This is a genomic window from Sphingomonas mali NBRC 15500, assembly GCF_001598415.1.
Taxonomy (GTDB): Bacteria; Pseudomonadota; Alphaproteobacteria; order Sphingomonadales; family Sphingomonadaceae; genus Sphingomonas; species Sphingomonas mali.
The window spans coordinates 1-16,814 of sequence record NZ_BCYX01000047.1 but is presented as its reverse complement, the minus strand read 5'-3'; the positions used below and the strand labels follow the sequence as shown (position 1 = coordinate 16,814).

The following is a 16,814-nucleotide window of genomic DNA, read 5'->3' as shown; positions in this document are numbered from 1 at the left end:
TATCGGCTTTGTGCGAGTCGCAAGCGGATTCGATGATCCGGTGACTGACGGCGCCGGCGGCGTATCTCGGCACGAACTCGCTCGCTCTGCGTTGGCGAAGCGATATGCCCAAGCTGAAGGTCTATCGCACCCCGATCGGGTTCCACGACGCCTATGTCGCCGCGCCGAGTATGAAGGCCGCGCTCAAGGCCTGGGGCACCGAGAAGAATTTGTTCGCGCGCGGCGCGGCGGAACTGGTCACCGATCCCAAGCTGACGAAGGAGCCTCTCGCCAGCCCGGGCGAGGTGATCAAACGGCCGAGAGGATCGGCCGCTGAGCATCGCAAGGCAGCCGGGTCGGCGGAACGACCGGCGAGCGACGCGAAATCAACGCCCGAACGTAAATCGGCCAAGCGCAAGCCTCCGCCCGATCGCAAACCGCTGGAAACGGCGGAGCAAGCGTTGAGCGCCGCCCGCGAGAAGTATGACTGCGAGCTTGCCGATATCGACGATCAGCTGGCGCTCCTGCAGGAGAAACGACGCAAGCTCGCCAGGGCGCAAGAGACCGAAATCGACAGGCTGGAAAAGGAGCGATCGGCCAAGGAAGCCACCTATCGCCGCGCGCTGGATAAATGGGAAATATGACCACGAAAAAAGGCCGGGAATCGCTTCCCGGCCTCGTTCGCTGAACCCTGGACGTTCTATTGCAGAACGATGGTCACCGCGCGACGGTTCTGGGCCCAGCTTGCCTCGTCCGAGCCGAGCGCGATCGGGCGTTCCTTGCCGTAGCTGATTGTGTTGATCCGCGACGCGTTGACGCCGCGCGCCGCAAGGTAGTTCTTGGCGGCGTTGGCGCGGCGATCGCCGAGCGCGAGGTTGTATTCGCGCGTGCCGCGTTCGTCGGCATGACCCTCGATCGTGATGCGGCGGTCGGGCCATTTCATCAGCCAGGCGGCCTGACTGTCGAGGATCGAGCGCGACGTCGCGTCGATATCGTACTGGTCGAGCGCGAAGTGGATCGTGTCGCTCATCACCGAGCGTTTGAAATCCTCGGCCGAGCCGGGGACAATCGATCCGGCATCGCCGTTGCCGGTCGACCCCGACGGCTGGTCGCCCGCCGCGGGCGGCAGGACCGGCGGTCGTTTATGGGCGCAGCCCGCGGCCGCGACGAGCGTCGCGAGCAGGATCAGTTTGGTCGTCGTGCGTGCCATCGTTGGTTCTCCCTAACTTTTGGCTGTTGAATGCATGGGGCGCGTATTCGGTCCGGATACGAAACGTTAGTCCTTGCGAATGGGTCCCCAGCTTGGGTCCGATCCGTCGAACGGGGTGGGCAAGCGGCGTTCGTTGACGCCGGTCAGGTCGACCGACCACAAGTCCGCGACGCCGCTTCCGCCCTGGGTCGAGCGGAAGAACATGATCACGCGGCCATTGGGCGCCCAGCTCGGCGCTTCGTCCTGCCAGCCGTCGGTCAGCATCTTCTCGCCGCCGCCCGTGGGCGACATGATGCCGACATGGAAGCCGCCGCCGATCTTGGTGAAGGCGATCAGGTCGCCGCGCGGGCTCCAGGCCGGCGTTGCATAACGGCCCGAGCCGAAGCTGATCCGCTGCTGGTTCGAGCCGTCGGCGTTCATCACATAGAGTTGCTGCGTGCCGGAGCGATCGCTTTCGAACACGATCTTGCTGCCGTCGGGCGACCAACTGCCGCCGGTGTCGATGCCCGGCGCGCTGGTCAACCGTTGCGACGTCCCGCCATCGGCGGGGATCTTGTAGAGATCGGTATTGCCCGCCTGCGACATCGAATAGAGGATCCAGCGGCCATCGGGCGAGAAGCGCGGCGCCAGCGCCAAGCTGACATTGTCGACCAGCCGGTGCTGTTTGCCCGAGGCGATGTCGAGAACATAGATGGTCGGTTTCTTGTCGAGATAGGACAGATAGGCGACGCGACGCTGGTCGGGCGACAATTGCGGGGTCAGCACGATCGTCTGGCCATTGGTCAGGAAGCGGCCGTTGAACCCGTCCTGGTCCATGATCGCCAGCCGCTTGATGCGCTTGCCCTTGGGTCCCGTCTCCGAAACATAGACGACGCGGCTGTCGAAATACGGCCCTTCGCCGGTCAGCCTTGTATAGACCATGTCGGCGCATTTATGCGCGGCGCGGCGCCATTCGTTGACCGTCAGCACATAACCCTGGCGGGCAAGCTCGCGTTGCGCCGCGGTATCATACAGATAACAGCCGACCGTGACCGTGCCGTTGCCATTGGCGCGGATATAGCCCTGGACCAGAGCGGTCGCGCCGCGCGACGTCCAGCCGGTGAAATCGGGCGCGGTCGCCTGGGCGAACGGTACCGGCATCAACTGGCCGGCGGGCAGCGGCTTGAACAGCCCCGAATTCTTGAGGTCGGCGGTGATGACGTCGGACAATTGCTTGCCGAGTTGATCGGTCGGGCCGGCCGCGGTCGATACAGCCTCGGGGGTCGGCAGGACGGGAATCGCGATCCCCATCGGCGCCGAGATGCCGCCCTCGACATCGACCACCAGACCGCCCGACTGGCCGGGCGCCGGCGTCGCGCCAGGAGCGGGAGCGGGAGCAGGCGCTGGCGTTGGTGCCGGCGGTGTCGTCTGGGCATTGGCGGCGGGCACCAGCACCATCATCAGCGCGATCAGCGGAAGGCCTTTGGTCATCATTATCTCTCTCAACCCGGGAGCTTGTAGCGGAGCGAGAAGTCGCTCCAGCCATTGGGGACGTCGTACAATTCGGGCGGCAGGCCGCGCAGCGGCTGGCAGCCCATGAAGGTCGCGATCGCGCGATCGTCGACCTGGCGCTGGTAGCGTCGATTGTCGTCGTCGACGCCGTCATGCCCAACGATCACCGGTCGCGACGCCAGCGTGCCATCGCGGTTGATCTTGAGCCGGATGGTCACGCGGATGCGTTCCGCACCGGGACCGGGATTGACCTGGCGGTTGGCGCAAGGCTGCACCTGCTGCTTGATTTTCTGACCGATATCCATCGCCGCCTGCTGGCTCATCGTCGCCGATTTGGGCGCAGTGCCGGTGGCGGGACTCGGCTTGGTCGAAGCGCCCTTGAAGTAATCCGACCCGAAATTGAGGCCGCGCGCCTTGGGCTTGATCGCGTTCGCCGTGCTGCCGGTGCCCTTGCCCGGCTTGGCCGCGGGCTTGGCCGGCGCCGCGACGGCCGGCTTGGGCTGCGCCTTCGGCGCTGGCTTGGGCGCAGGCGGCGCCGGCTTCTTCGGCTCGGGCTTGGCGACCGGCGCCGGCTTGGGCGGCGGCGCGGCTTCGGGCTGCGGCTTGGGCGGCGCGGGTTCGGCCTTTTCCTCGGCCGGCGCGGGCGGCGCCGAATCCTCGGGATTGCCGATATCGGGCGCCTTGCTCTCGGCCGGATCGACGGTCGTGTTGGGCGCGCCGGCCTTCAGCCCGACATCGTCGGCGATCGTCACGTCCATCGGCGCCACCGGCGGCGGCGGCGGTGATGGCGGCAGCAGCGACAGGATCGTGAACAGCACGATATGCGCAAGCAGCGACAGGCCGATCGCGATCCACAACCGGTCGTCGCGCTCCCGGGGAATCGGGCGCAGGATAGGGGAAACGGCAATGCCGCTCACTGGCGCTCCTTGGCGTTGGACACGAGCGCTACGCGGTTGAGACCGGCGCGGTTCAGCTCGCCCATCACTTCCATCACGCGGCCATAATCGAGCGCCTTGTCGGCGCGCAGGAAGACCTGTGGCGGCTTGTCGCCCTGGCGGCGCTCGCGGGCGATCACCGACAGGCGATCAGGCAGTTCCTCCATCGTCACGGCATCCTCGCCGATATGGATCGTGCCGTCGCGATCGACCGCGATGTCGACCGGCTTCTGGTCCTGATCGAGCGCCTTGGCGCGGCTGTCGGGCAGATTGACCGGCACTCCCGCGGTCATCAGCGGGGCGGTGACCATGAAGATGATCAGCAATACCAGCATGACGTCGACCAGCGGCGTGACGTTGATGTCCGCCATCGGCGCGCGCCGCCCCTTGGCGCGGCCGGAGGGGAGATTCATGGCCATTAGAACTCCCCCTCCCGTTTACGGGAGGGGGGTGGGGGGAGGGCATGTCGGTCTACGGGAAGGCACACGCCCTCCCCTAACCCCTCCCGCAAGCGGGAGGGGAATGAACGGATCACCCTCACCTTTTCGCCTCCAACTGGCGGCTGAGCGTCGTATGGAATCCGTCGGCGAAACGGACCAGCCGCGCCTCGATCCGATTCACGCCATGGCTGAAGCGGTTATAGGCGATGACCGCGGGGATTGCCGCGAACAGACCGATCGCGGTCGCGAACAGCGCCTCGGCGATACCGGGAGCGACCACCGCCAGGCTGGTATTCTGCGCCGCGGCGATGCCGGTGAAGCTCGACATGATGCCCCAGACGGTGCCGAACAGCCCGACGAACGGGGCGACCGACCCGACCGTGGCCAGGATGTTGAGCCGGTCGGCAAGCTTGTCCGCCTCCCCCGCCACGGCCGATCCCATCGCGGTGGCGAGGCGCTCGCGAATGCCCTCGCGATCGACCACGCCGCCGGCGGTCGAACGGCGCCATTCGGACACGCCGGCCGCGAACACGCGGGCCACCGGCAATTCGTCATCGCCGTGCAGCTTGTAGAAGGCGTCGATATCCTCCGCTTTCCAGAAATCCTTTTCGAATTTGTCGATCTTGCGTCGTGTCCCGCCCAGCTTGGTCGAGAAGCCGATGATGATCGCCCAGGTCCAGATGCTGGCGATCAGCAGCCCCGCCATGACGATCTGGACCACGATGTCGGCATGCAGCAACAGCGCAAGCGGTGAGGTCGATCCGGGGGAAAGGTCCAAACTCCAATGCATTACGTCTTCAGTCCCCTTGTTCTTCGGGTGTCCAGATCAGCCCTGCATAGGCCGACGCCCAGCTTGCCGGCTGGCGTTTCGGGCGTCCGTCGGGCGCGACCAATGCTGCGGTCACGTCCGCCTCTGCCAGTAATTCAGGTCCCCGCATGACTCTCTGATGAATATGTACCGCCGCGGCGCGAATCCGTGTCAGTCGCGAAACAACCACCAACGCGTCGTCAAGTTTCGCGGGACGGCGAAATTTGATCGCCATGTCGGACACTGCATAGGCGCCCTCCCCGGCTTCCATCGCCGCGCGCTGATCGATCCCGACCAACCGCAGCATGTCCGACCGCGCGCGTTCCATGTAGCGCAGGTAATTGGCGTGATAGACCACGCCCGACAGGTCGGTATCCTCGAAATAGACGCGCACCGGGAATCGGTGCTCGCGTCCGTCGAAGCGTCCTTCGACCGGCTGGTCGATACCGATTGCCGTCATAACACCACGCTCTACCGAACCCGGCCGCCAAGGCAAACTCAATTGGTCCCGGCTTTCGTGCTGGACGGCGCGGCGAGCGGGGCTAAACCCTCGGCGGAATGACAGAAGCCCTTCGGATTCGCGGCCTTGCCAAGGCGTTCGACAAGCCCGTCATCACCGGCCTCGACCTCGATATCGCGGGCGGCCAGCTCTATGCGCTGCTCGGCCCGAACGGCGCGGGCAAGACGACGACGCTCAGGATGGTCACCGGCCTGACCCGGCCCGATGCCGGCAGCATTGAGATTTTCGGGGTGGATGCGCTGGCCGATCCGATCGGCGCCAAGGCGATCACCGCCTGGCTGCCGGACGAGCCGATGCTCTACGACAAATTGAGCCCGCTCGAATATCTCGCCTTCGTCGCCGGGCTGTGGCGGATGGACCCGCATGTGGCGTCGGAAGAAGCCGAACGGCTGCTCCACTGGCTCGACCTGTGGGAACAGCGCGACACGCGGTGCGAAGGATTTTCGCGCGGCATGAAGCAGAAGGTCGCGCTGGCCGCCGCCCTGATCCACGACCCCAAGCTGCTGATCCTCGACGAGCCACTGACCGGGCTCGACGCCGCGATGGCGCGCGCGGTCAAGGATGCGCTGCGCGAGCAGGTCGACCGCGGCAAGACGGTGATCGTGACAACCCACATCCTCGAAGTCGCCGAACGCATGGCCGATCGCATCGGCATTATCGGCGGCGGCAAATTGCTCGCGGAAGGCACGCTCGACGAATTGCGCGATCGTGCGGGCACGGAGGGCATGACGCTGGAGGACACCTTTATCCGGCTGACGAGCGGGGCGTGACCCGATTGGCTCCCGGAAGCTTTGCCTGGCTGGCCTGGCACGAATTGCGCCTCGCCTGGCGCGGCCGCAGACGCGGCGGCAAGCGTCAGGTGCTCGCCCTGGTGTTGCTCGGTCTCTACCTCGTGGCCGGCACGGCGGTCGCCTACGTCCTGATGGGCGTGCCGATCGACTATCGCGCGGAGATCGGGATCGGGATCCTGGCTGCCTCGGTCGTCGCTTTATCGTTCATGACCACGCAGGCGATCCTGGGCAGCCAACAGACCTTGTACGAAAGCCGCGACCTCGATCTGCTGCTGACCGCACCGATCGAGGGCCGCGTAGTGCTCCTCGCCAAGCTGGCGTGAATCGCCGGCGCGCTCGTGCTGACCTATGCCGGACTGTTGCTGCCGGTGGTCGTTCCGGTCGCGATCCTGGGTCATCCGTATCTGTTGGGCGTCGTCGTACTGCTGCTGGCCTTGGCGCTGACCGCGGCCGCGATCGGCATCGCCATCACGCTCGCGCTCGCCAAAGTTGCCGGCCCCCGCGCGGCGCGCACGGTCGGTCAGTTTGCTGCAGCCGTGCTGGGTGGCGCCTTGTTCCTGTTCAGCCAGCTATCGCATCGTGGTGAGGGCCGACAGTCGTCCTTTGTCGTGATCTTCGAGGATCTGCGCGCCTGGGGATGGGGCGAGACAGGATGGAGCGGCGTGCCCGGCCATGCCGCGTTCGGCGATCCGGTGTCGCTCGCGATCCTGCTGGCGATCGGCGTCGCGCTGTTCGCCGGCACCGGCGCGGTGCTGCAGCGCTTGTTCCTGAGCGGCTATCAGGACGCCGGAATGCGGTTGAGCCGGTCGCGGCCGACCGGCAAGGCGAGCGCACGTTTGTTCCATGCCGGCTTGTTCCGGCCGGTCCTCGCCAAGGAATGGCGCCTGCTCGCGCGCGATCCCGGCCTGGTGTTTCAGGTCATCCTGCGCCTGGTCTATCTGATCCCGCTGATGCTGGTGGCGTTTCGCGGCGGCGGCGGGCTGATCGCGCCCGGCCTCGCTTTTGCCAGCGTGCTGGTGGCGACTCAGCTCACCGGCAGCTTTGCCTGGCTGGCGGTGTCGGGCGAGGATGCGCCCGAACTGATCGCGGTGGCGCCGGTCGATAAACAGCGCGTCGATCAGGCGAAGCTCGCCGCCGCGCTGCTGATGGCGGCACCGATCGCCGCCTTGCTGCCGATCGCGATCGCGACGGTGGGCCGATCGCCGCTCGGTGCCTTGGTATCGCTGATCGCCACCGCGATCGGCGGGACGATCGCGGGGTATATCGAGCTCAAACTGGCCAAGCCGGGTCAGCGTTCGGCGTTCGCCAAGCGGCGCGGCGGCAGTGCGATTGCCGGCATCCTGGGGATGATCGTCGCCGCGATCTTCGGCGGCGGCGCCGCGGCGATCACCTATTTCATCGGCTGATCGAACAATCCGTCCTGCGACCCAGCGGGCGGGTTCAGCCCGAGATGCTTCCAACCGGTCGCATTGAGGCACCGTCCGCGCGCAGTGCGGGCGACCAGGCCGAGCTGAATCAGATAGGGCTCGATCACTTCTTCGATCGTGTCGCGCGGTTCGCTCAGCCCCGCCGCCAGCGTCTCCACACCGACCGGACCGCCGCGATAGATGTCGGCGATCATCATCAAATAGCGCCGATCCATCGCGTCGAGCCCGAGCTTGTCGACCTCGAGCCGGTTGAGCGCAGCGTCGGCGGCGATCGCATCGACCGTCTCGCGCCCCGCGACATTGGCGAAATCGCGTACCCGGCGCAGCAACCGCCCGGCGATGCGCGGCGTGCCGCGCGCGCGCCGCGCAATCTCCTGCGCGCCATCCGCCGAAACGTGGAGGCCGAGCAAGCGTGCCGCGCGCGTCACCACCGCCTCAAGCTCGTCCACGGTGTAGAAATTGAGCCGCACCGGAATGCCGAAGCGATCGCGCAACGGCGTCGTCAGCAATCCTTGGCGCGTCGTCGCCCCGACCAGGGTGAATTTGGGCAGGTCGATCCGCACCGACCGCGCCGAGGGGCCCTCACCGATCATCAGATCAAGCGCCCGGTCCTCCATCGCCGGATAGAGCACTTCCTCGACCGCCGGCTGTAGCCGGTGGATCTCGTCGATGAACAGGACGTCGCCATCCTCGAGATTGGTCAGCAAGGCTGCGAGATCGCCCGACTTGGCGATGACCGGCCCGCTGGTTGCTCGGAACCCCACCCCCATTTCGCGCGCGATGATCTGCGCGAGCGTGGTCTTGCCGAGTCCGGGCGGCCCGAAGAACAGAACATGGTCGAGCGCGTCGCCGCGCGCCTTCGCCGCGGAAATGAACACGCGGAGATTCTCGCGCGCCGCCTTTTGCCCGACGAACTCGTCGAGCGTCTTGGGACGCAACGCCGCGTCGACATCCTCGGCTTGACGCTGGGGCGTGATCAGGCGGGCGGGTTCGTCCATCGAACGTTCCCTACCTGTTCACGCCCCCATTTGTCACGCGGTCAGTAGAATGCGCCGTAGATCACGTCGGCGACGCGCCGCGTGCGGACATTGACCAACAGCAGATCGGGGCCATAGCGCACCCAGCGATAGCCGGGAGGCGGGGGCTCGAGGCCCATCTGCCACCAATCGTCGTAATAATAATGATGGCCGACGAAGATGGCGGGCAGCAGCAGGCCGATCGTCCAGCGACGATAATGCCAGCCCGGCGGGTAGATCCAACCCGGCCGGTGGATCGGTCGGAAATTGGGCGGGCGGCCGGCACCAGGACGATGCGGCTTACCGGGCTTGGGCGGCCGGGGCAGCGGCGGCAACGGCTTTGTAATGGGCGGGCGCGGAGGGCGGGGCGGGCGAACGACGCCGCCGCCATTGCCGGGACCCGGCGGGCGTGGCCGTGGAGGCCGCGGCTTGGGCGGTTGCGGTCGCGGCGGCTGGATCTGTGGACCGCCGGGGCGGCCTGGCTTGGTCGTCGCACCGGGGGGCAGTTTCGGCCCCTCCTGAGCGAAAGCGGCACCGATATCGGGTAAAATCAGCAGGAACGCGCTGGTAGCCAACAGAAGTCGCTTCATACGTCCTCCCATCGTTTGGGAAGGTGAGCCTACGCCCGGATCGCCCGGCCGAATAATTGTTTCGCTATGCCAATAAGCCGGTCGTCACGCTCGGGGCACGTTCTGCCGCGACGCAATCAGGAATCGATCCCATCGACCATAATCAGATCGCGTTCCACCGCGTCGTCGCGATGCGCCAGCGCTTCGGCATAATCGGGAGAGGCATACCAGGCACGTGCCGCCTCCATGCTCGGGAAAGCCACCAACACCGCTCCGGCGCGCCACTCTCCTTCGAGCACGGTCATCGCTCCGCCGCGCGCCAGATACCGACCGCCATGCCGCGCGATCGACGCTGCCGCGAGCCGCCGATACGCCTCGAGCGCGGGGCCGGGCTTCATCGTTACCCTGGAAATGACATAGGCGGTCATTCGTAATGGTCGATATTGTCGCCGACGATTTCGAGCCAGCGGTGCTTGCGCGACTCATAGACCGAATAGATCGGCGCCGGGAAATTCGGATCGCCAAAGCCGCCGACCGCCACCGCGACCATGTCGGGGTCGAACGCGACCCGGTAGAACAAGGTCGAGCCGCAATCGGGGCAGAAGTCCATGATGCCCTTGCCGCCTTCGTCGCCCACCCGCGTCCATTGTTTCGACTGCCCGGTTATGGTCACGCGATCGTTGGGGAACCGTGCCTGCATCGCGAACGCGCTTCCCGACCGCCGCTGGCAGTCGAGGCAATGGCAGACCGAAACGCGGACGGGCTCGCCGGTGCACTCGATGGCGAGTTGGCCGCAAGCGCAGGTGGCGCGGCGAACGATTGGGGCGTCATCCGTCATTTCGCGGCTTTCCTCAATGCCAGTCGAACCAGCGCATCCAGGCTCGCATCCGCACCCAATTCCTCTTCCGCCGCGCCGACCGCGGCGTTTGCCTCGGCCGGGCGAAAGCCGAGGTTGAGCAGCGCCGACACCGCGTCCTGCGCCGCGCCCATCGCCGCCGCGACCGGGGTGAGGCTGCCAGGGATCACGCCGCCAACCTTGTCCTTCAATTCGCGCACGATGCGTTCGGCCAGCTTGGGCCCGACGCCGTTGGCGCGCGCGACCATCGCCTTGTCCTGCGCGCCCACTGCCTTGGCCAGTTCGACCGGTTCGAGCACCGAGAGGATCGCCAGCGCGACACGCGCGCCGACGCCCTGGACGCCGGTCAACAGGCGGAACCAGTCGCGTTCGTCGGGGCGCGCGAAGCCGACCAGCCGGATCGAATCCTCGGCGACCAGCATCTCGGTGAAGAGCGTCGCCGCCTCGCCGATGGGACCGATCGCGGCGAGCGTCTTGGCCGAGGCGCCGATCAGGTAGCCGACGCCGCCGACATCGATCACTGCATGGTCGATGCCGGTCGCTTCGAGGCGGCCACGGAGGTGCGCGATCATGACCGGGACATATCCGGAACAGACGGCGCTAGGGAAGCAAAATCGCGAGACCCACCGTGGCGCATGCGAACGCCGTACCGGCACTCGACGATACGCCGCTCCGTGCTATCCTTCGCTTAGCGGCAAAAAGGGGGAACTCGCATGGCAATCTGGAACGTCGACCTGACGACGGAGGATGGCGCGCTCAACGCCGCGCAACTCGGCGGGTTGGCCTGCTTCATCGGCGCCACGCTCGCATTCTTCGGGGCTATGATGATCCTTGGACTGGGAGCAGGCAGCGGCGAACTGCGAGCAGCACTGTTCGACGCTTCGGCGATGCTGGTTGAGATCGTACTGTTCGTGGTGGCGGGGGTTCGTTTGCGCGCGGGCAAAGGCTCAGTCTGGGGCTCGGTCGCCGCAATGGCGCTCGTGATCGAACTTGCGATAAAGCTGCTAACGTTTGCGATTGTGGGTGTGCTGCTTGACACAATCCTGCTCATCGGCGTGATCAATGGCCTGCGCGGTATCCGCGCACTGGGTCGAATCGACCTGCGGCCCGCCGATGCGGCGGAGATATTCAATTAGACGTTAAGGATAATCCAGCCGCCGCGCGCTCGCGAGGTGGTGCGCGTGGCAGATCGCGACCGCCAGTGCGTCGGCGGCGTCGGAGCCGGCGATCTTCACGCCGGGCAACAGCCGACCGACCATCGCGTGGACCTGGGCCTTTTCGGCGTTGCCGACGCCGACCACCGCTTTCTTGACCAGGCGGGCAGCATATTCGCCGACCTCCATGCCGCTTCGCGCGGCACCGAGCAGCACCACGCCGCGCGCCTGGCCGAGCTTGAGCGTCGATTGCGGGTTCATGTTGACGAACACTTCCTCGACCGCCGCGGCGTCCGGCGCGTGGTCGGCGATCAGCGCCGCCAGCATCGTGTCGAGATGCGCCAGCCGGCGCGGCAGGCTTTCGCTGGCGTCGGTTTTCAACTGCCCGTTGGCGAGATGCGACAGGCGATTGCCCTCGGCGCGAATCACGCCCCAGCCGGTAGTGCCGAGGCCAGGGTCGAGACCGAGAATGATCAAATTCCCTCTCCTTTTAGGAGAGGGAGGGAGCCGCGCAGCGGCGGAAGGGTGAGGATAGGGATAGGAGCATCACTGCCCTCACCCTTCCCACTCGCTTCGCGAGCGGGCCCTTTCCCTCTCCCATCGGGAGAGGGAAAGTTGATCAACCCAGTTTCTCCATCACCGCGTCGGAGACTTCGTAATTGCCCCACACGGTCTGGACATCGTCATCGTCGTCGAGCGCGTCGATCAGCTTGAACAGCGTCGCGGCATCGCCTTCGCCGACTTCGACCATCGTCTGCGGACGCCAGGCAAGCTTGGCGCTTTCGGCTTCGCCCAGCACCGGTTCGAGCGCCTTGGCGACTTCGTGGAGCGATTCGTTCGAGGTCCAGATCTCATGACCGTCGTCGGACGAGGTCACGTCCTCGGCACCGGCCTCGAGCGCCGCCTCGAACACCTTGTCGGCGTCGCCGGCCTTGGCCGGATAGGTGATCAGCCCCATGCGGTCGAAGGCGTGGCTGACCGATCCCGATGCGCCGAGATTGCCGCCATTCTTGCTCACCGCGGTGCGCACGTTGGTCGCGGTGCGGTTGCGATTGTCGGTCAGCGCCTCGATGATCAGCGACACGCCGCCGGGGCCGAAACCCTCGTAGCGGATTTCCTCGTAATTCTCGGCGTCGCCGCGGCTCGCTTTGTCGATCGAGCGCTGGATATTGTCCTTGGGCATCGACTGCGCCTTGGCCGCGTTGACCGCGGCGCGCAGGCGCGGGTTCATGTCGGGGTCGGGAAGCCCCATTTTCGCGGCGACGGTGATTTCGCGGCTGAGCTTGGAAAACATGCCCGAGCGCTTCTTATCCTGCGCTCCCTTGCGATGCATGATGTTCTTGAACTTGGAATGGCCTGCCATCGGGTCCTCTTGGATGATGCGCGGGTCTCTAAACCGGGTGGCGGGCGTGGTCAAAGCGGTGGGTTCGAATTGATTCACGCAAAGGCGCGAAGGCGCGAAGAAGAGTGCACCAACGCGGCAGTCGGGAGACTTCGCCAATCGAGAAAGAGCGGTGCCCAAGCAATTCTCACTCTTTGCGCCTTCGCGCCTTTGCGCGAACAAAATTTACAACGCTTCCCCGCACGCTACGGCCGAGGCCCAGGCCCATTGGAAATTATAGCCGCCGAGCCAGCCGGTGACGTCCACCGCCTCCCCAATGAAATGGAGCCCAGGCACCGCCTTCGCCTCCATCGTCTTCTGGGACAGGACGTCGGTGGCGACGCCGCCGATCGTCACTTCCGCCTTGGCGAATCCCTCGGTGCCGTTGGGATGGAAGGTCCAGCCGGCGAGTTGCGCCTCCGCCGCGGCCAGCGCCTTGTCGGGCAGATCGGCCAGGTTGCCGGAAAGCGCCAGCCGCTCGGCCAGCGTTTCCGCAAGGCGGTCGGGCAATGCCTGCCCCAGGGCCGATCGCAGCGTCGCTCGCGGCCGCGCGCGCTTTTCGGCGAGCAGCCAGCCGGCATCGCGATCGGGGAGGAAGTCGATCGTCACCGCCTCGCCACTTCGCCAGTAAGACGAGACTTGCAGGATCGCCGGCCCCGACAGGCCGCGGTGGGTGAACAATGCCGCCTCGCGGAATCGGCCCTGCCCCGCGGTCGCCACGACCTCGGTCGCGACCCCCGACAGATCGCGGAACAGCACATCGTCGCCGCCCAGGGTCAGCGGCACCAACGCCGGGCGCGGCTCGATCACCTTCAATCCGAATCGCCGCGCAACGTCATAGGCGAAGCCGGTCGCACCCATTTTCGGAATCGATGGCCCGCCGGTCGCGATCACCAGTTTCGGCGCCGACACGGTGCGATTGCCGAGCCCGACGCTGAACAGCCCATCGGCATGGCCGATCTCGCTCGCGGCGCGTCCCAGGCTCAGCTCGACCCCGCCCTGCTCGCATTGATCGAGCAGCATCGCGACGATCTGCTTGGCCGAACCGTCGCAGAACAGCTGCCCCAGCGTCTTCTCGTGCCAGGCGATGCCGTAGCTATCGACCAACTCGATGAAGTCGGCGGGCGTGTAACGGGACAGCGCCGAGCGCGCGAAATGCGGGTTGGCCGAAAGATAGCGGTCGGGCGCGGTATGGATGTTGGTGAAGTTGCACCGCCCGCCGCCCGAAATCAGGATCTTCTTGCCCGGTGCATCGGCGTGATCGACGAGCAGCACGCGCCGGCCGGCCTGCCCCGCCACCGCGGCCGCCATCATTCCCGCGGCACCTGCGCCGAGGATGATCGCATCGTGGGTTTGCGATGAGCTCACCCCTTCACGCCTCCCCGGCAGAGGCCGGGGTCCAGTCGCGAAGGGTAATGTGAGTGGAGGTTTGTCTTAGCCAACTCGCCGGCCCGACACTGGGCCCCGGCCTTCGCCGGGGAGGCGTGTTGGTACAACGAGGGAACGCTACTGCCGATCAGAGCATGCCCAGCGCGTGCAGATAGGTTTCGAGGATCGCCTCTTCCTCCTGATATTCCTCACGCTTTTTCTTGCGGATCGCCAGGATCTTGCGAATCGCCTTGACGTCGTAGCCGCGGCTCTTCGCTTCGGCCATCACGTCCTTGATGTCGTCGGCGATGCCCTTCTTCTCTTCTTCCAGACGCTCGGCGCGTTCGATCAGCAGCCGAAGCTCGTCCGCCGCGACGCGACCGCCGCCCATGCCCTCGCCACGTTCTTCAGCCACACGTTCTTCAGCCATAAGTCCTCACTGTGAGGCGAGCGCCATGCCCCGCCTGTTCGAATGGATTGCGATATCGCATTGGCGCGGCCAGCGCGCTTGCGCTGCCGTCTAAGCGGTCGAGGCCGGACCCTCAACCGCTATTCGACCGGTTACCTAGCGATTGGGTTCGGTCATCGCCGGCGGGTCGCTTGCCGGAAAACTTTCGTCGAGCGCTTCGTCGAGCGCAGCGTTCTTCGCCATGCTCTCGTCCATCCGCCGCAATTGCTCGGGCGTCGCCTCGGGCTGACGCGCCTTCCACGCGTCATACGGCTCGCCATAGACGATCTCGCGCGCCTCGGCCCTGGACAGGCCGGCGGCCTCGCCGACCCAGTCCGACAGGCAGTTGCGGCAAAAGCCGGCGAGCCCCATCAGGTCGATATTCTGTGCGTCTTCGCGGTGCCGGAGCAGGCGCACCAGGCGGCGAAACGCCGCGGCTGCCGATGCGTCGTCGAGTTGGTCGAGCTTATCCATTATACGCTCCAAGGTTGATCCGTCGGAGATAGGCACTAGGGCATGCGCTCGACAAGCAGAGGAACCTCCCCAGGATGACCAAGGCCATCGCTCCTCGCTCGCGCAAGGTTCGCGTTCTCGCGACATTGGGCCCGGCGAGCAACACGCCCGAGATGATCGCGAAATTGTTCGAGGCGGGCGCGGACGCGTTCCGCGTCAATATGAGCCATGGCGATCAGGCATCGAAGGTCGCCGTGATCGAGGCGATCCGCGGGCTCGAAAAGAAATATGGCCGGCCCACGACGATCCTAGCCGACCTGCAGGGACCGAAATTGCGCGTCGGCAAGTTCGCCGAGGGACGCGTCGAGCTCAAGACCGATTCGATGTTCGTGCTCGACCGCGACAAGACGCCGGGCGACGCACGCCGGGTCGAGTTGCCGCACAAGGAAATCTTCGAGGCGATGGAGGCGGGCGCGCGCCTGTTGCTCGACGACGGCAAGTTGGTGCTCCGGGTGATCGAGCATGACGACAGGCGGATCGTCACCAATGTCGAGGTCGGCGGGCCGCTCAGCAACAACAAAGGTCTGAACGTCCCCGACGTGGTCGTGCCGATGGCGGCGCTGACCGAAAAGGACCGCAGCGACCTGGCCTTCGCGGTCGAGCAGAATGTCGACTGGATCGCGCTCAGCTTCGTGCAGCGGCCCGAGGATCTGATGGAGGCGCGCAAGCTGATCGGCGGCAAGGCGGCATTGCTCGCCAAGATCGAAAAGCCCGCGGCGATCGAACGGCTCGAGGAGATCATCGAGGCGTGCGACGGCGTGATGGTCGCGCGCGGCGACCTCGGCGTCGAATTGCCGCCGCAGACCGTGCCGCCGCTGCAGAAGCGGATCGTCGAAAGCGCGCGCCGCCAGGGCAAACCGGTGGTGGTCGCAACCCAGATGCTCGAATCGATGATCGAATCGCCGTCGCCGACGCGCGCCGAGGTCTCCGACGTGGCGACCGCGATCTATGACGGCGCCGACGCGATCATGCTGTCGGCCGAATCGGCGGCGGGCAAATGGCCGATCGAATCGGTCGCGATGATGAATGCGATCGGCGAAGCGGTCGAAAGCGATCCCGCGCATGGCGACCGCATCCACTTCACCGTGATCCGCTCCGACCCGACCACTGCCGACGCGCTGTCCGAATCGGCCAAGAACATCGCGCGGACGATCGATGCCAAGATCATCGTCTGCTTCACGAGTTCGGGCTCCACCGCGCGGCGAATTGCGCGCGAGCGTCCCGGCGTGCCGATCATGGTGCTGACGCCCAAGATGGAGACGGCACGGCGATCGGGCCTCTTATGGGGCGCCTATGCCGTCCACACGCGTGACGTCGATTCGTTCGAGGAGATGGTCGCCAAGGCCAAGCGCATGGTGCTGCGCCACCATCTGGCCGAGGCCGGCGACCGCGTGATCGTGATGGCCGGCGTGCCGTTCAAGACACCGGGATCGACCAATGTGCTCCACGTCGTGCGAATCATGGGCGACGAGTTGAAGGGGTATAGCTGAGCGTCGCCTAATAGCGCACCGTTGTCACCCCGGACTTGTGCCGGGGTCCACCGGGAGGCGGACTGAGAGCTAGCGCTTCCAGACCAACACCAAGAGGCACGGCGGATGCCGGGACCAGCCCGGCATGACGAATCGCGTAGAAACGCGAAGAGCGCCCGATCTCGTCGATCGGGCGCTCGTCAGGAACTCACAAGTTCCGGTCGTCCAACAGACCGCCGATGTCACGAACGACAAGGGCGGAACCGTCCGCAGTTCAGCCCTGGCGGGCCTTGAAGCGGCGGTTGGTCTTGTTGATGACGTAGGTGCGGCCACGGCGGCGGATCACGCGGTTGTCGCGATGCCGGTCCTTGAGCGACTTCAGGGAATTGCGGATCTTCATGATCGATTCGCTTCTTTAAGATTGCAGTGAAACTGGGAA

General features: G+C 65.9%; 23 protein-coding genes. 6 read left to right on the top strand and 17 right to left on the bottom strand.

Annotated features, from left to right (window positions below):
• Positions 1–104: 104 nt before the first annotated feature.
• Positions 105–623 (top strand): hypothetical protein, encoded by a 519-nt coding sequence (locus SMA01S_RS24945; protein WP_066826907.1) that lies wholly within the window; start codon positions 105–107, stop codon positions 621–623.
• Between the two features lie 56 nt (positions 624–679).
• On the opposite strand, the gene pal is transcribed toward SMA01S_RS24945, so the two are convergent.
• The 6 genes from pal to ybgC all read right to left on the bottom strand — a co-directional run bounded on the left by pal (position 680) and on the right by ybgC (position 5,323).
• Positions 680–1,189 (bottom strand): peptidoglycan-associated lipoprotein Pal, encoded by a 510-nt coding sequence (pal, locus tag SMA01S_RS20725; RefSeq protein ID WP_066826906.1) that lies wholly within the window; start codon positions 1,187–1,189, stop codon positions 680–682.
• Positions 1,190–1,255: 66 nt separating this feature from the next.
• Positions 1,256–2,659, bottom strand: a complete 1,404-nt coding sequence (gene tolB / locus SMA01S_RS20720; RefSeq protein WP_245649356.1) for a Tol-Pal system beta propeller repeat protein TolB — start codon at positions 2,657–2,659, stop codon at positions 1,256–1,258.
• A gap of 11 nt (positions 2,660–2,670) precedes the next feature.
• A complete protein-coding gene (gene tolA, locus SMA01S_RS20715) occupies positions 2,671–3,597 on the bottom strand; it encodes a cell envelope integrity protein TolA (RefSeq protein WP_245649355.1) in 927 nt (308 codons plus the stop codon).
• Positions 3,594–4,034, bottom strand: coding sequence for a protein TolR (tolR, locus tag SMA01S_RS20710; RefSeq protein WP_066826902.1), 441 nt, complete (start codon positions 4,032–4,034; stop codon positions 3,594–3,596). Before tolR ends, tolA begins: the two co-directional genes overlap by 4 nt.
• 118 nt (positions 4,035–4,152) lie before the next feature.
• Positions 4,153–4,845, bottom strand: a complete 693-nt coding sequence (gene tolQ / locus SMA01S_RS20705; protein WP_066826900.1) for a protein TolQ — start codon at positions 4,843–4,845, stop codon at positions 4,153–4,155.
• Between the two features lie 7 nt (positions 4,846–4,852).
• Positions 4,853–5,323, bottom strand: a complete 471-nt coding sequence (ybgC, locus tag SMA01S_RS20700) for a tol-pal system-associated acyl-CoA thioesterase (RefSeq protein WP_066826898.1) — start codon at positions 5,321–5,323, stop codon at positions 4,853–4,855.
• A 98-nt stretch (positions 5,324–5,421) separates the two neighbouring features.
• Here ybgC and SMA01S_RS20695 point away from each other — a divergent pair, with 98 nt between their 5' ends.
• Genes SMA01S_RS20695 through SMA01S_RS20690 form a run of 3 tightly spaced genes read left to right on the top strand, consistent with a single transcriptional unit; the run spans position 5,422 to position 7,580 of the window.
• Complete coding sequence (locus SMA01S_RS20695) at positions 5,422–6,153, top strand: ABC transporter ATP-binding protein (RefSeq protein ID WP_066826896.1); 732 nt, start codon at positions 5,422–5,424, stop codon at positions 6,151–6,153.
• Complete coding sequence (locus SMA01S_RS25235; RefSeq protein WP_245649354.1) at positions 6,150–6,497, top strand: hypothetical protein; 348 nt, start codon at positions 6,150–6,152, stop codon at positions 6,495–6,497. The genes SMA01S_RS20695 and SMA01S_RS25235 overlap by 4 nt, the downstream gene beginning before the upstream one ends.
• 15 nt (positions 6,498–6,512) lie before the next feature.
• The gene (locus SMA01S_RS20690; protein WP_245649353.1) at positions 6,513–7,580 is read left to right on the top strand and encodes a hypothetical protein; all 1,068 of its coding nucleotides are present in this window, start codon (positions 6,513–6,515) and stop codon (positions 7,578–7,580) included.
• On the opposite strand, the gene ruvB is transcribed toward SMA01S_RS20690, so the two are convergent.
• The 5 genes from ruvB to ruvA form a co-directional block, all read right to left on the bottom strand.
• Positions 7,565–8,599: a Holliday junction branch migration DNA helicase RuvB gene (gene ruvB / locus SMA01S_RS20685; protein WP_066826895.1), complete on the bottom strand. Its 1,035-nt coding sequence runs from the start codon at positions 8,597–8,599 to the stop codon at positions 7,565–7,567. The genes SMA01S_RS20690 and ruvB overlap by 16 nt on opposite strands.
• 41 nt (positions 8,600–8,640) lie before the next feature.
• Positions 8,641–9,207 (bottom strand): RcnB family protein, encoded by a 567-nt coding sequence (locus SMA01S_RS20680; RefSeq protein WP_066588364.1) that lies wholly within the window; start codon positions 9,205–9,207, stop codon positions 8,641–8,643.
• A 116-nt stretch (positions 9,208–9,323) separates the two neighbouring features.
• Positions 9,324–9,614 carry a DUF1330 domain-containing protein gene (locus SMA01S_RS20675; protein WP_066826894.1) on the bottom strand — a complete coding sequence of 97 codons (291 nt, stop codon included), beginning with the start codon at positions 9,612–9,614 and terminating at the stop codon, positions 9,324–9,326.
• Positions 9,611–10,024 (bottom strand): GFA family protein, encoded by a 414-nt coding sequence (locus SMA01S_RS20670; protein WP_066588370.1) that lies wholly within the window; start codon positions 10,022–10,024, stop codon positions 9,611–9,613. Before SMA01S_RS20670 ends, SMA01S_RS20675 begins: the two co-directional genes overlap by 4 nt.
• Positions 10,021–10,614 carry a Holliday junction branch migration protein RuvA gene (ruvA, locus tag SMA01S_RS20665; RefSeq protein ID WP_066826893.1) on the bottom strand — a complete coding sequence of 198 codons (594 nt, stop codon included), beginning with the start codon at positions 10,612–10,614 and terminating at the stop codon, positions 10,021–10,023. Before ruvA ends, SMA01S_RS20670 begins: the two co-directional genes overlap by 4 nt.
• A gap of 141 nt (positions 10,615–10,755) precedes the next feature.
• On the opposite strand from ruvA, the gene SMA01S_RS20660 reads away from it, so the two are divergent.
• A complete protein-coding gene (locus tag SMA01S_RS20660) occupies positions 10,756–11,178 on the top strand; it encodes a hypothetical protein (protein WP_066826891.1) in 423 nt (140 codons plus the stop codon).
• Positions 11,179–11,181: 3 nt separating this feature from the next.
• Here SMA01S_RS20660 and ruvC read toward each other — a convergent pair whose 3' ends face one another.
• The 5 genes from ruvC to SMA01S_RS20635 all read right to left on the bottom strand — a co-directional run bounded on the left by ruvC (position 11,182) and on the right by SMA01S_RS20635 (position 14,867).
• Positions 11,182–11,673 carry a crossover junction endodeoxyribonuclease RuvC gene (gene ruvC / locus SMA01S_RS20655; RefSeq protein ID WP_066826890.1) on the bottom strand — a complete coding sequence of 164 codons (492 nt, stop codon included), beginning with the start codon at positions 11,671–11,673 and terminating at the stop codon, positions 11,182–11,184.
• A gap of 142 nt (positions 11,674–11,815) precedes the next feature.
• Complete coding sequence (locus SMA01S_RS20650) at positions 11,816–12,559, bottom strand: YebC/PmpR family DNA-binding transcriptional regulator (RefSeq protein ID WP_066826888.1); 744 nt, start codon at positions 12,557–12,559, stop codon at positions 11,816–11,818.
• 204 nt (positions 12,560–12,763) lie between these two features.
• The gene (locus SMA01S_RS20645) at positions 12,764–13,891 is read right to left on the bottom strand and encodes a BaiN/RdsA family NAD(P)/FAD-dependent oxidoreductase (RefSeq protein WP_066826887.1); all 1,128 of its coding nucleotides are present in this window, start codon (positions 13,889–13,891) and stop codon (positions 12,764–12,766) included.
• Between the two features lie 202 nt (positions 13,892–14,093).
• Complete coding sequence (locus tag SMA01S_RS20640) at positions 14,094–14,336, bottom strand: DUF2312 domain-containing protein (RefSeq protein ID WP_218016277.1); 243 nt, start codon at positions 14,334–14,336, stop codon at positions 14,094–14,096.
• 174 nt (positions 14,337–14,510) lie between these two features.
• Complete coding sequence (locus tag SMA01S_RS20635; protein ID WP_066826886.1) at positions 14,511–14,867, bottom strand: DUF1244 domain-containing protein; 357 nt, start codon at positions 14,865–14,867, stop codon at positions 14,511–14,513.
• 74 nt (positions 14,868–14,941) lie between these two features.
• Here SMA01S_RS20635 and pyk point away from each other — a divergent pair, with 74 nt between their 5' ends.
• Complete coding sequence (gene pyk, locus SMA01S_RS20630; RefSeq protein ID WP_066826884.1) at positions 14,942–16,396, top strand: pyruvate kinase; 1,455 nt, start codon at positions 14,942–14,944, stop codon at positions 16,394–16,396.
• A gap of 253 nt (positions 16,397–16,649) precedes the next feature.
• On the opposite strand, the gene ykgO is transcribed toward pyk, so the two are convergent.
• A complete protein-coding gene (ykgO, locus tag SMA01S_RS20625) occupies positions 16,650–16,775 on the bottom strand; it encodes a type B 50S ribosomal protein L36 (protein ID WP_003046794.1) in 126 nt (41 codons plus the stop codon).
• Positions 16,776–16,814 lie beyond the last annotated feature (39 nt).

What these genes read in the sequence shown, in the direction of transcription:
- SMA01S_RS24945 (WP_066826907.1), top strand. Translation starts at nt 105, where the DNA reads ATGCCCAAGCTGAAGGTCTATCGCACCCCGATCGGGTTCCACGACGCC.
- pal (WP_066826906.1), bottom strand. Translation starts at nt 1,189, where the DNA reads ATGGCACGCACGACGACCAAACTGATCCTGCTCGCGACGCTCGTCGCG.
- tolB (WP_245649356.1), bottom strand. Translation starts at nt 2,659, where the DNA reads ATGACCAAAGGCCTTCCGCTGATCGCGCTGATGATGGTGCTGGTGCCC.
- tolR (WP_066826902.1), bottom strand. Translation starts at nt 4,034, where the DNA reads ATGGCCATGAATCTCCCCTCCGGCCGCGCCAAGGGGCGGCGCGCGCCG.
- tolQ (WP_066826900.1), bottom strand. Translation starts at nt 4,845, where the DNA reads ATGCATTGGAGTTTGGACCTTTCCCCCGGATCGACCTCACCGCTTGCG.
- ybgC (WP_066826898.1), bottom strand. Translation starts at nt 5,323, where the DNA reads ATGACGGCAATCGGTATCGACCAGCCGGTCGAAGGACGCTTCGACGGA.
- SMA01S_RS20695 (WP_066826896.1), top strand. Translation starts at nt 5,422, where the DNA reads ATGACAGAAGCCCTTCGGATTCGCGGCCTTGCCAAGGCGTTCGACAAG.
- ruvB (WP_066826895.1), bottom strand. Translation starts at nt 8,599, where the DNA reads ATGGACGAACCCGCCCGCCTGATCACGCCCCAGCGTCAAGCCGAGGAT.
- SMA01S_RS20680 (WP_066588364.1), bottom strand. Translation starts at nt 9,207, where the DNA reads ATGAAGCGACTTCTGTTGGCTACCAGCGCGTTCCTGCTGATTTTACCC.
- SMA01S_RS20675 (WP_066826894.1), bottom strand. Translation starts at nt 9,614, where the DNA reads ATGACCGCCTATGTCATTTCCAGGGTAACGATGAAGCCCGGCCCCGCG.
- SMA01S_RS20670 (WP_066588370.1), bottom strand. Translation starts at nt 10,024, where the DNA reads ATGACGGATGACGCCCCAATCGTTCGCCGCGCCACCTGCGCTTGCGGC.
- ruvA (WP_066826893.1), bottom strand. Translation starts at nt 10,614, where the DNA reads ATGATCGCGCACCTCCGTGGCCGCCTCGAAGCGACCGGCATCGACCAT.
- SMA01S_RS20660 (WP_066826891.1), top strand. Translation starts at nt 10,756, where the DNA reads ATGGCAATCTGGAACGTCGACCTGACGACGGAGGATGGCGCGCTCAAC.
- SMA01S_RS20650 (WP_066826888.1), bottom strand. Translation starts at nt 12,559, where the DNA reads ATGGCAGGCCATTCCAAGTTCAAGAACATCATGCATCGCAAGGGAGCG.
- SMA01S_RS20645 (WP_066826887.1), bottom strand. Translation starts at nt 13,891, where the DNA reads ATGATGGCGGCCGCGGTGGCGGGGCAGGCCGGCCGGCGCGTGCTGCTC.
- SMA01S_RS20640 (WP_218016277.1), bottom strand. Translation starts at nt 14,336, where the DNA reads ATGGGCGGCGGTCGCGTCGCGGCGGACGAGCTTCGGCTGCTGATCGAA.
- SMA01S_RS20635 (WP_066826886.1), bottom strand. Translation starts at nt 14,867, where the DNA reads ATGGATAAGCTCGACCAACTCGACGACGCATCGGCAGCCGCGGCGTTT.
- pyk (WP_066826884.1), top strand. Translation starts at nt 14,942, where the DNA reads ATGACCAAGGCCATCGCTCCTCGCTCGCGCAAGGTTCGCGTTCTCGCG.
- ykgO (WP_003046794.1), bottom strand. Translation starts at nt 16,775, where the DNA reads ATGAAGATCCGCAATTCCCTGAAGTCGCTCAAGGACCGGCATCGCGAC.